The organism is Crateriforma spongiae, from assembly GCF_012290005.1.
GTDB classification, from domain to species: Bacteria; Planctomycetota; Planctomycetia; order Pirellulales; family Pirellulaceae; genus Crateriforma; species Crateriforma spongiae.
Map to the genome: position 1 here is coordinate 289,461 of NZ_JAAXMS010000006.1, position 11,360 is coordinate 300,820.

An 11,360-nucleotide genomic window follows, 5' to 3' on the forward strand; every position below is an offset into this window, starting at 1 on the left:
CTCCCACCCCTCCGTGCCTTGGTGCCTCCGTGAGATCCATCTGCCCAGTGCTTGGGAGGTCTCTCACAGAGGCACGAAGACACGGAGGAGAAGATGAAGAGTGCGATAGGAATCGTGGTGAAAGTCAACGGATCAATCGCGTCGATGGCCTGACTCGATCAGCGCCTTGACCACCCCCACCCCTCCGTGCCTTGGTGCCTTCGTGAGATCCATCTGCCCAGTGCTTGGGAGGTCTCTCACAGAGGCACAGACGCGAGGATGAAAGTAACTCTGGTGGTTGGCGGCCCGGTTCGAACAGTCGCCCGTTACGCACCGTTGGCGCAAAGAAACAGGCTTGGTCGCGACACCAAGCCTGAATCGTGTTCCCCGTTCAGGAACAATTGTCGTGTTGCCAAACGCTACGGCGTCGTCGCAGGCTGCTGGCCGGGTTGGACCGGCTGACCTTGTTGGCCCATCAACATCATCAGCATTGGCACCTGTTGTTGCCCGCCACCGTTGTAGGTGTAGCCTGCGTCCAAAGCACGATCGATCCGTTCCTTGGATTCCGTCAGGTGAGCCATCGTATAAGCGTCGATCTTTCCGGCACACTTGTCCATCGTCACCTTGATGCGATTGCTCAGGTTCCGAAGTTGCATGCGGGACAGGTTGCTGATCGGCATTTGTGCGGCCACGTCATCGCTGCTGTCCAGGATCAAATCGATCAAGCGTTGCAGGTGTTCGCGTTGCAAGTTGCGTCGCAGCGAACTGATCATCGGATTGCGATCGTTGCGATCCTCCGGGCATTCTTCGCCCAACTCGGTCCACACCGCATTGCTGATACGGTCCAGCAATTCTGGCAACGTCAACGCATCCTCCTCCGGCGGCAGACGCAATTCGTTGTCGTACACACGACGCAGCGTGGTCGGATTCATCAACATCGTCAACGCTGACGCTTGCATCCCAAGCACCCGGTCATGGATCGGCCAAGTCGCTTCGTCGGACAAAGCCGAACGGGATCCGCCGCCCAGCCATTTGTCCACGCCCATGCGTTCCAGCAGTTTGGGTTCCAGGCCAAAAGCTTCGTCACGGAACGTGGTTTCAATCACGTATTCCAGGGCTTCACGCTGGTCCTTGGCGGGCACCACTTGGACAGGCGGTCGGTCACCGGGGTCACCCTTCTTGTCGCGATTGACGAACGCACCGCCGATCCAGTTGGCCATCATGCTGACCGTTCGGGATTGCAATGACAGCGTCAATTCATAACCGCGTCGCGCCTTGGCCCAACTGTCGCCGTCTTTGACGAACGAATCCAGCAGACGGCCACGATACAGATTCACCAGCTTCATCTGTTCCTGACAATACGACAGCGGATCTTTGGCAAAGTCATATCGACGTGCATACGGATCCGGTCCGCTGGTGTCTTCGTCGGTTGCGTATTGCAGTTCCGGTTCGACGCAGCGTTTCAGGATTTCCGGCAGTTCCTTTTCTTCAAAGGTGTAACCGTACTCGATGGCCCAGAAATCATACGGACCAATGTCGATCATCGCGTAATCGCCCTGTGTTTCGCCGGCCTCGTAGCGATAGTTGATCGGAGCGTAATCCATCACCGAGCTTGCGAAGGTGCGTTTGCCTTTGACGTCTTTGCTGTTGATTTCGTCCAGCGTCAACATCGAACTGGCTTTGAAGTTGTGCCGCAGGCCCAGTGTGTGTCCGACCTCGTGGGCGACCAAGTCGGCCAGCAGCGGACCGACGAACCATTCAGGCATGCCGTCCAGCAATTCACCGGGATCCGCCTTTTTGGACCTCGCGTCGTCATCATCTTTTTTGGCGACCGCTTCGTCATCTTTGTCGGCTTCTTCGTCTTCGTCATCGGACGATTCGTCGTCGTCGTTCTCGTCGGCATCCTTGTCTTTATTGTCGTCCTGTTTCTTCTTGTCCGACTCGGCGGCTTCCTTTTCCTTCTTCTCTTTTTCCTTTTCGGCTTCTTCGTCCGCCATCAAGGTCAGCGCCCAGTCCATGCGGGCCAACGCCAGGTCCAGGCTGCGGCTGCTGGCGGCCATGCACAGACCGTTCTTTTGACTGATCTGGCCGTACAGCCCATCAAATTCATCGTCGCCCAACAGGCTGGGGTCGGCTTGTGCCATCTTGAACCCGGCCATCGGCTGTTGTGCTTGGCGTGCGTACTTGGCACGCAAGTGGTTGGCGTTTTCGGGAGCGGCCAAGCGGACACGCGGATCCCAATTCGGGTGACGTCCCAGCCATGCCAGCGTTTCCGCCGTCATGCCTTCCATCGCCAATTTGGGCATCAATTCGTGATAGTTGAAATTGAAGTGGCGGATCCAGCCGTCGGTCAGGATGATATCGGCGTCCAGGATTTCACCCGTTTCGGGATGCACGCGGCTCGGACCGATGGCCGTCCCGACGTCATTGTTCAGCCAACGGATGAAGTTGTATCGAACGTCCTCGGGGTCCTTTTCCATGTGGACCTTGCTTTCGGCGTCCTGATATTCGATCACGATCGCATCGACGATACCGACCTTTTCAAATGCCTTGTTCCAATAGTCGACGCCGGCTTTGATCCAGCGGCGATAACGCACCGGAGCGGTGTGTTCGACGTAAAAGCGGATCGGTTCTTTGGGCGGGCTAAGCTTCAGCTTGGGATCCCGCTTTTGCAGTCGCCAACGATTGATGAAGCGAATGACGGTTTCATCGTCCTCGTATTTGCCCAGGTCGGTGAACGACGTCGTGAAGTAACCCACACGTTCGTCGGCTTTGCGGGGACGAAAGCCCGACGATGCCGAGGGGACTTCGCTGAACGAATAGTGGATCGTTTGCAGACGGCTGTTGGCGCCGACAATCTCAAATGCGATCTCGACGTTCTCCGGAAAGACCTTCGCCTTTTCCAACGACTTGATCCGCGACCGTGACGATTGCCGAACCGACGATCCAAAGAACGTCGACGCGCTGCCGACCAACAGGTTGTCCAGATCGATCACCGGACCACCGCTGGGGCCGATCGCGACGATCGGAATGTCCAACAGGACTCGGTCGGTGAACAGTCGTTTGACCGACGACTTGGCTTCCGGTTCGCCCGACGCCTTGATGTCCAGGTTCGGGGCGATCAGTGCCAGCCGGTCATCGTAACGACGCCACTGGACGACCCATTCGCCGGCCTGTAGTCCCGCGTATCGATCCCCGCTGCTGACGGTCAATGCGATGAAGTAACGCTTGGTGCTGAAGTTCTTGGGCAGTTCGCCCAGCAGCTGAGCGTCTTTCTCCCGCTTCCACAAACGGAACAAGCCTTTGCTGGCCGTTTGATCGGAGACTTTGATTTCGGTGTAGTCTTCCGAAACCTTATCAAACGGGGGCAGGCTGGCGGCCGAGGCCGGTGCGGACATCAACATTCCGCAAATGGCGCTAGCGGCTACCCATCGGGCACGGTCCCACAATCGGGTCATGGCATTCACTCTGGCAAAGAAATTCTGTTCCGTCGGCTCGTCCATCGGACCGACGTTGGCGTGACGAAGGCGGGCAGGCCGGATCATCCGAAGATTCCAAAACTTCGACTCATTCCGATCGGTTTCGTCCGCCCAGGACGGGATCAACAAGAAACGGTAGCTCAGAAGAGCCGCCGCCACCGGCAAAACGGTTACTCCAGCGCGTCTTCGATTCTGACGCACGGCGGGGCCGGAATGTTTTGCCGTCTTTACCGTTTTATCCGATATTCTCCTTCCAACGCAAACAATGGCGGCCGGATCCGCTTTGGGATCGCCACGTCCGCAACCCCTTAAAGAAAAGTGGGGCGTTGATGCCGTCGCCCCCCCAACGAACGCGGGGCCGCGGCGAAAGCGAATTTCGCAGCGGCCCCGGTGAACGTTTGCTATTTCGGCGGATCAGCCGACTTTGATTTCGATCTTCCGCGGCTGGACTTCCGGACGCTTGGTCAGGGTCACACGCAGCACGCCGTGGACGTACTCGGCCTCGATCGATTCCGGATCGACCGATTCCGGCAGCGTGATGCTGCGGGTCAATTCGCCGAACCGGCGTTCTTGGTGCAGATACTTGCGGTCTTCCGCGTCGGTCCGCTTCGCCGTCACGGTCAACTTGCCGTCATCGACCGTCACATCCAAATCATCCGGTGCGATGCCGGGTAGGTCCAATTCGACGGTGAAGTTGCCATCGTCCTCCCAAACCGACGTTGGCGCGAACCAAGCTTGCGATCCGCTGACACGCAACGGAGCATCAAACAGACGGTCAAACAAATCATTCAAATCGCGTGACGCCGAAGCGAGCGAATCGGGGACCGCAAAGCCGGGGCGCCGAGTCATGCCATTGTTCATCGTGATTTTCTCCACACTTAAAAGCCAACACAAACCCTCTGACAAATCACCAGTCCCCACGCTCGGTCCGAACGCATGGATGCACCGGAGCAATCGCAACGCCGCGGCGATCACGTCGCCCGCGTCGAAAGCTTTTGCGGGGGACTGGTCAATTTGACAGTCAACCTTTTCGATTCCCGATAGATGCATCGAGCGTGCCAAATTTGGTTCCGATGGCGGTTCGGAACGACGCATCCCCGACCTATGGAGCACCGGGCGTCGAACGGCAGACGAGCGAAAGACGCCCAAAAAAACGGTATTTTCAGTGATAGGCTGTGCCTATGACTGGCTTCGTTATTTCGTATTGGACGAATGGAAAATCCTCGCGTAATTTTCTTTCATCCGACCGATGCCACTGAAAGGGCGGTCGGAGTTCTGTCCCCGTTTTTCCAAAGTACTGCTTACGAAAAGGAACCCAAAACCATGTCCAACGTTGTCTTCTTTCATGCCGGATGTCCCGTTTGTGTGGCCGCCGAACAGACCGTCGCCGATGCCTTGCGAGACGATGTCGAAAAGGTTCACCTGGGGATTCAGAAAAATCGCCTGAAGGAAGCCGAAGCGGCGGGCGTTCGGTCGGTGCCGGCATTGGTCATCGACGGCCAGCCGTTTCACATCAATCACGGCGCGGACCTGGCCGACCTAAAATAGAATCGCACCGTTCGTCCAAGACCCACCGAGGAAGACATCGTGACCGCAGCGACGGATACGGCATTTCGCATCGTTTCCATTCACGTCGGTCGTCCTCGGGCGATGGATGCGGGCGATGATCCCGGTAAACCCTGGACCTCCGGAATCATCAAAGATCGGGTCGACGGCCCGATCGGCGTGGGACGTGAAAACTTGGACGGGGACGGGCAAGCCGACTTGGTGCACCACGGCGGTGTCGACAAAGCTGTGCTGGCCTATCCGGCGGTCCACTTCCCATTTTGGAAACAAGAATTTCCCGACGTCCAATGGGGTGATGGAACGTTCGGTGAGAATCTGACGATCGCCGAGGCGGACGAAACTAGGGTTTGCATCGGAGACGTTTTCGAAATCGGCGACTGTGTGTTGCAAGTCAGCCAGCCGCGACAACCGTGCTGGAAACTGTCCCGGCGCTGGCGTTTGCCCAAACTGGCCGTGCGGGTCCAACAGACACGCCGGACCGGTTGGTACTTTCGCGTTCTGTCGACCGGAACCATTCGGCCCGGCCAAAGCATGCATTTGACGCGTCGTGATTATCCCGAATTCACCGTCGCATTTGCCAACGACGTGATGTTCGCCAAGCCGCGGGATGCGGCCTTGGATTTGCGTCTGGCCGCATGCGAGGCGTTGTCGGCGTCGTGGAAGAAGACATTGACCACCCGCAGCGGCGGCAGCGAATCGGACCACCAATCGTCGGTCGACGCGCGATTGCGTGGCGACCGCTGAACCGACGTCGATGGCAACCTTCGTTCAGACTTCGCGAAGCTTTTCGGGCAACTGATTCTGAATGAAGTCACGGATTTCGTCACGAACCCGACGATAGGCGTCCAGTGCTTCTTCCTCGGTCTTGGCTTCTTTGGCCAACTTGGGTGGGTCATCGAAGCCGACGTGAACCGTCTTTGCCTTGGTCAGAAACATCGGACAGTTTTCGTCGGCGTGCCCACACACGGTGATCACCAAGTCCAGCGGGACGTCTTTCACCGTGTCGGCCAACTTGGATGACTGGCTGCTGATGTCGACACCGGCTTCCTTCATCACCGCCATCGCGTTGGGGTTCATCCCGTGGGCTTCGATCCCGGCGGAGTACGGTTGAATGGAATCACCGTGAAAGTGTCGCGCCCAGCCTTCGGCCATCTGGCTGCGGCACGAATTTCCGGTGCACAAGAAAAGGACGTTCTTTCTGGTCATCGTTGTTTTCGGTTTCGGTGGTAAGAAAAGGAAAAGTGGTTGGACGAAGAAAACGCGATCAGGATCGCGATTGCAGTGGGGCGTGGTGACGCTGCCCAAGTTTTGAAAGGGCATCGACACCGGTGGGCGGTTCCAATTGCCAGGGAACCAAGGCCACCGAACCACCGGACAAGGCTTTCACTTCGTCGATATAGGCCTGCTCGTGCGACTGGCGGCGTTGCAACGCGGGATCGGTTGTTTCCAGCGGAGCGATGCTTTGGTTGATGACCCAAGCGGTCGGTTGGATTTCGGCGCGAATCAAGTCTTCCTGCAATTTGGCCGCTTCGTGAACCGGCGTCGCTTCGGGCAATGTCACGATCAGGACTTGGGTGAAGTCGGGATCCCGTAATCGCGGCAACAACTGCTGCACCGATTCGGGAACTTCACTTCCCTGGCGACTGACTTCGCGGTGATAGGCCATCGCCGAATCGAGCAATAAAATCGTGTGGCCGGTCGGTGCGGTGTCCAGGACAACGAAGCGATCGGTACCGGCGGCGACCGACTGTGCAAACGCACGGAAGACAGCAATTTCCTCCGTACAGGGTGACCGCAAGTCTTCTTCCAATAGAGCGCGGCCGTTTTCATCCAAGTCGTCGCCCGCGGTGGCCAAGACTTCGGCGCGATACGCTTCGACCTCCGCGGCCGGATCGATGCGATCAACGGTCAAGCGTTCCAGTGATTCGCTGGCCAACGTCGCTGCGACGTGCGCGGCCGGATCGGTGGTCGACAGGTGAACGTCAAAGCCACGACGTGCCAACGCGACGGCGACGGCGCTGGCGACAGTGGTCTTGCCGACGCCGCCTTTCCCCATTGCCAAAACCACGCCGCGTCCTTTGTCGGCGATACCGTCAATGAGATCGGACAAATCGCCGGGCAATTCAGTCGATGACAGCGACACTTCCAGTGGCGAACCAGCGTCTGCACCGGAGCCTTCGTGGTCCGCTCGTCCGACTTGCCGCAGTCGATCGATACCCATCACGCCCGACGGTGAAAGGGCGACGGACAACCGTGGAAGTTCGGCCAGGTTGGAGGGCATTTGCTCCAGTGCGTCATCGCCACGTTTCTGCATGGCCGCGGCCACTCGGTCGCCTTCGTCCGACGCGGTGAAGACGCCGTTGACGATCAGACGTTGGTTCAACACGCCCAACTGACGCAGTTCGTCGCTGCTGCGGGCCGCTTCGGCAAACGCCGATGTTTCCGGACGTGTGACCAAGACCAGGGTGGTTTGATCGCCGTCGCCCAGCGCTTCGACAGTCTTTTTGTAGATCGCTTGTTGGGCCTGCAGTCCGGCTAGGGGGCCCAGGCATGACGCCCCGGTGGTGCTGGATTCCATGAACCCGGACCAAGCCGACGGCAACGTCAATAACCGCAGCGTGTGACCCGTCGGTGCGGTGTCAAAGACCACGTGGTCGTAATCGGACGTCGCGGTGTCGTCACCCAACAGCTTCGCGAATTCATCGAACGCCGCGATCTCCACCGTGCACGAACCCGAAAACTGTTCTTCCATGCTTCGCACGGCCGCGTCGGGCAACACGCCACGATACGGCTGGACCATCCGTTCGCGATACTCCGCGGCCGCGATCTGTGGATCAATGTTGATCCCATCCAGGCCATCGACGCCATCAACCGGTGTCGGCGTATGCCCCAGACGACAACCCAGCACTTCATCCAAGTTGGACGCCGGATCGGTCGACACCAACAGGACCCGCTTTCCGGAATGTGCCAACTGGACGGCGGTCGCACAGGCCATCGACGTTTTGCCGACGCCGCCTTTGCCGGTGAAAAAAAGATGCCGGGTAGAGTTTTCGGTCAACGGGATCATGGAACGTGAATCGGTTTGAAGGTGGGTGACAGAGTGTGTCCGAACGTGGCAACGCACGGTTGCCGTCGATGGTGGTGACGTGTCAGCAGCAACCGGATCCGCCGCAACAATCGTCGCCGGTGACCGGCAATCCGGTCGGCTTTGACGTGGTGGCGACTTCACCACTTGGGGCTTTCCCCAGCCAGAACAACAGCTGATCGCGATCGGGATAGTCACCCTGTCCGACGATGACATCGTCGATGATCACCACGGGCAAGCACTCCACGCCTTCGCTAGCCAGCTTTTGCTGAATGGTCGCATTTCCCGCGAATTGGCCGGCGTCTTGCGCCAGGTTGTATCGTTCGATTTGGTGACCTTGCTTGGCTAGCCAGTCCAGATCGGCGGCAAAGCGTGGCAAGACGTTGTCGACTTGAGGACCACAAACGCCGGTCGAGCAACACATGGCGCGGTCAAAAATTTGGATTCGACTCATGGGAATTCCTTTGCCGGATGAAGTAAACGTTAATCGGCGATAAACGATTTAATGTTGTAAAAAAATTGGCGGTCGACGACGGCTACAGAGCAGCCACCAACGTCCGCAAACGCTTCAGCATCCGTGGGTTGATGCAGTAACAGACCTTCGGGCCGTCGACTTCGCCTTCGACCAGTCCGGACTGTTTCAAGATCTTCAGATGCTGGGATACCGTCGACTGGGCCAACGGCAGGCTGTCGACGATTTCACCGCAAACACAGGCCTCGCGACCGATCAACAGACGCACGATTTGGACCCGTGCCGGATGAGCGATGGCCCAAGCCAGATCCGCCAACTCTTTGTCGGTCGGATCGGTGGGAAGTTTCACCGGTGCAGGATCGCACGCCTTGCTGGTCGTTGTTTTCGGCATCGCTGGTCCCGAAGATTTGATTTCTAAATCGTTAATCGACGATCAACGCTACGATCCGCCAGCCTTTTTGTCAACCGACGACAGATTCAAGAGCTGGCGACGGTCGCCGAATCGGGCTGATAAGGCGGAAAATCGGTGTAGCCCGCTTTGCCGTGCGAATACCAAACATCCATCGGTGCGGTGTCGGCCAATGGCCATCCGTTGGCGAATCGTTGGACCAAGTCGGGGTTGCTGATGAACGGGCGACCAAACGCAATCAGTTCGGCATCGCCCTCGGCGATGGCGGTTTCGGCTTTTTCGGCGGTGTAATCGACGTTGCCCATCAGCGGTCCCGAAAAGACTTGTCGAAAATCGGCCAAGGTCATCGCGGGGCCCAGTTCGTGAAATCCGAACCCCGTCCCGTCCATCACGTGCAGGTAAGCCAATCCGTAGGTGTTCAGCTGCGCGGCAACGTAGGTGAACTGTTCGCGGTAATCGGGCGAACCCATGTCGTTGAACGAACCGTTGGGCGCCAGGCGAACGCCGACGCGACTTGCGGGCCAGATCTCGGTCACGGCATCGACGACTTCGCCCAGCATGCGATAACGGTTTTCGGTGCTGCCGCCGTACTGGTCGCTGCGATGATTGGTTTTGGACTGCAGAAATGTGTCCAGCAAGTATCCGTTGGCAGAGTGGACTTCGACGCCGTCAAAACCGGCTTCTTTGGCCCGCCGCGCGGCGTTGCGATAGTCATCGACGATCCCCGGGATTTCATCGGTATCCAGTGCACGCGGCGTTTCATAAGGCTTCTTGCCTTCGGGCGTGTGGCTGTGATCACCTTCGATCGCGATCGCCGACGGCGCGACCGGCAGTTCACCGCCATGGAACGCGCTGTGGGACGCACGACCGGTGTGCCACAGTTGCAAGAAGATGCGTCCGCCGTGGTCGTGAACCGAATCGACAACACGTCGCCAACCCTCGGTCATGGCGTCGTTGTAGATCCCCGGGGTTTGTGACCAACCGATCCCCTGAGGCGACACGACGGTGGCTTCGGAAATGATCAGACCGGCCAAGGCGCGTTGTGAATAATAGGACGCCATCATGTCATTGGGCACGCGGTCTTCACCCGAACGGGCGCGGGTCAGCGGCGCCATCACGATGCGGTTGGGCAACGTCAAGTCGCCCATTTCCAGTGGCGAAAACAGATGCGGAAGCGAAGAATGAGTTTCGTTGGATTGGGCCATGGTAATTCTCAGGTGTAATGGATTGCGATGAAGTTGGCTTGGAAACGATTGTTGTGACGACGTGTTAAACCATTGTCGGAACGATCCCTCCGTCGACACGCAGCGCGGCACCGTTGATGGCCGACGCGGCAGGGCTGGCGACGAACGCGACGGCGGCGGCGATTTCGTCCGGTTCGATCAATCGGCCGATGATCGATGTCGGCCGGTTCTCTTTCATGAATCGTTTTTCGGCTTCTTCAAACGAATCGTCGGGAAATAGATTGCTGACGAACGTTTCGACACCCGGGGTCTTGGTCGATCCCGGCATGACGGTGTTGACCGTGACTTGGGTGCCCCGAGTTTTTTCGGCCAGACTGCGCGAAAGGGACAGTTGGGCGGCTTTCGTGACGCTGTAGTGGGCCATTTCGGGGGCCGGAGTGACGCCTGATTCACTGGAAATGAAAATGACGCGACCGGTGCCTTGGTCCAGCATTTTCTTAAGGTAGTGACGCGTCAATCGAACGCCACTGATCACGTTGATTTCGAACATCTCCATCCACTGGTCATCGGTGATGTCGAAAAAGTCGACCGCTTCGAAAATGCCCAAGTTGTTGATCAGGATGTCGACCGATTCGTGCGTGCTGATGGCTTCGGCCACACCCTGGGCAGTTGAAAGATCGGCGGCCAAGGCAACCAGATCCGCATCGGTGGCTTGCCCGCGTATTTCGTCCATCGCTCGATTCACGCTGGATTCGGAGCGCCCGTTGATGATCACCCGCGCGCCCTCGATGGCCAATTTGGTCGCAATGGCTTGGCCGATACCGCCGGACGAAGCGGTGACCAATGCGGTTTTGTTTTGTAGTGGTCGTTCCATGTTCGTTTGCTTGTTGGCAACGTTCGCTTGATGAATGGCAACGGTCGATCGATTGCAAAAACAAGGATCGACCGCCGACGGGTATCCCAATGACTGTCGCGTGGTCTCCACCGCCATGTGCCGGCGAATGCAGCATCGGCGGGGCCGCCTTTCGGACGCACGGTGTGTTGTTGCCGAGCATCTCTTTGCAATCATCATGCCAACCGACGTTGTGCAGTGATCAGTGGCGGATCGCGATGACGACACGGAGGCCAAAAAAATTCCGGCAAGCCCAGCAGGACTTGCCGGCGATGAAAGGCCGACTGGTTTGCG

Annotated in this window: 10 protein-coding genes; 2 read left to right on the forward strand and 8 right to left on the reverse strand. The window is 58.1% G+C overall.

What is annotated here, in order from left to right; genetic code table 11:
• Nucleotides 1-398 precede the first annotated feature (398 nt).
• Nucleotides 399-3,377 (reverse strand): zinc-dependent metalloprotease, encoded by a 2,979-nt coding sequence (locus HFP54_RS17585; RefSeq protein ID WP_235951985.1) that lies wholly within the window; start codon nucleotides 3,375-3,377, stop codon nucleotides 399-401.
• Nucleotides 3,378-3,872: 495 nt separating this feature from the next.
• Nucleotides 3,873-4,307, reverse strand: coding sequence for an Hsp20/alpha crystallin family protein (locus HFP54_RS17590; protein WP_168566168.1), 435 nt, complete (start codon nucleotides 4,305-4,307; stop codon nucleotides 3,873-3,875).
• A 474-nt stretch (nucleotides 4,308-4,781) separates the two neighbouring features.
• Between HFP54_RS17590 and HFP54_RS17595 the strand changes: the two genes are divergently transcribed.
• Nucleotides 4,782-5,006 carry a thioredoxin family protein gene (locus HFP54_RS17595; RefSeq protein ID WP_146414566.1) on the forward strand — a complete coding sequence of 75 codons (225 nt, stop codon included), beginning with the start codon at nucleotides 4,782-4,784 and terminating at the stop codon, nucleotides 5,004-5,006.
• 39 nt (nucleotides 5,007-5,045) lie between these two features.
• Nucleotides 5,046-5,768: an MOSC domain-containing protein gene (locus tag HFP54_RS17600; RefSeq protein WP_315853925.1), complete on the forward strand. Its 723-nt coding sequence runs from the start codon at nucleotides 5,046-5,048 to the stop codon at nucleotides 5,766-5,768.
• Nucleotides 5,769-5,792: 24 nt separating this feature from the next.
• Here HFP54_RS17600 and HFP54_RS17605 read toward each other — a convergent pair whose 3' ends face one another.
• From HFP54_RS17605 to HFP54_RS17630, 6 genes are all read right to left on the reverse strand, one after another.
• Nucleotides 5,793-6,230, reverse strand: a complete 438-nt coding sequence (locus tag HFP54_RS17605) for an arsenate reductase ArsC (protein ID WP_168566169.1) — start codon at nucleotides 6,228-6,230, stop codon at nucleotides 5,793-5,795.
• A 58-nt stretch (nucleotides 6,231-6,288) separates the two neighbouring features.
• Entirely contained in the window at nucleotides 6,289-8,088 is a 1,800-nt protein-coding gene (arsA, locus tag HFP54_RS17610) for an arsenical pump-driving ATPase (protein WP_168566300.1), read from the reverse strand.
• Between the two features lie 85 nt (nucleotides 8,089-8,173).
• On the reverse strand, nucleotides 8,174-8,563 hold the full coding sequence (gene arsD, locus HFP54_RS17615) for an arsenite efflux transporter metallochaperone ArsD (protein WP_168566170.1): 390 nt from the start codon (nucleotides 8,561-8,563) through the stop codon (nucleotides 8,174-8,176).
• Nucleotides 8,564-8,645: 82 nt separating this feature from the next.
• Nucleotides 8,646-8,972 carry an ArsR/SmtB family transcription factor gene (locus tag HFP54_RS17620; protein WP_168566171.1) on the reverse strand — a complete coding sequence of 109 codons (327 nt, stop codon included), beginning with the start codon at nucleotides 8,970-8,972 and terminating at the stop codon, nucleotides 8,646-8,648.
• 86 nt (nucleotides 8,973-9,058) lie between these two features.
• Nucleotides 9,059-10,195 (reverse strand): alkene reductase, encoded by a 1,137-nt coding sequence (locus tag HFP54_RS17625; protein ID WP_168566172.1) that lies wholly within the window; start codon nucleotides 10,193-10,195, stop codon nucleotides 9,059-9,061.
• 64 nt (nucleotides 10,196-10,259) lie between these two features.
• A complete protein-coding gene (locus HFP54_RS17630) occupies nucleotides 10,260-11,048 on the reverse strand; it encodes an SDR family NAD(P)-dependent oxidoreductase (RefSeq protein WP_168566173.1) in 789 nt (262 codons plus the stop codon).
• Between the last annotated feature and the right edge of the window lie 312 nt (nucleotides 11,049-11,360).

Excerpts from the sequence above, each read along its gene's own strand:
- HFP54_RS17585 (WP_235951985.1), bottom strand. The coding sequence starts at position 3,377 with ATGTCCGCACCGGCCTCGGCCGCCAGCCTGCCCCCGTTTGATAAGGTT.
- HFP54_RS17590 (WP_168566168.1), bottom strand. The coding sequence starts at position 4,307 with ATGACTCGGCGCCCCGGCTTTGCGGTCCCCGATTCGCTCGCTTCGGCG.
- HFP54_RS17595 (WP_146414566.1), top strand. The coding sequence starts at position 4,782 with ATGTCCAACGTTGTCTTCTTTCATGCCGGATGTCCCGTTTGTGTGGCC.
- HFP54_RS17605 (WP_168566169.1), bottom strand. The coding sequence starts at position 6,230 with ATGACCAGAAAGAACGTCCTTTTCTTGTGCACCGGAAATTCGTGCCGC.
- arsD (WP_168566170.1), bottom strand. The coding sequence starts at position 8,563 with ATGAGTCGAATCCAAATTTTTGACCGCGCCATGTGTTGCTCGACCGGC.
- HFP54_RS17620 (WP_168566171.1), bottom strand. The coding sequence starts at position 8,972 with ATGCCGAAAACAACGACCAGCAAGGCGTGCGATCCTGCACCGGTGAAA.
- HFP54_RS17625 (WP_168566172.1), bottom strand. The coding sequence starts at position 10,195 with ATGGCCCAATCCAACGAAACTCATTCTTCGCTTCCGCATCTGTTTTCG.
- HFP54_RS17630 (WP_168566173.1), bottom strand. The coding sequence starts at position 11,048 with ATGGAACGACCACTACAAAACAAAACCGCATTGGTCACCGCTTCGTCC.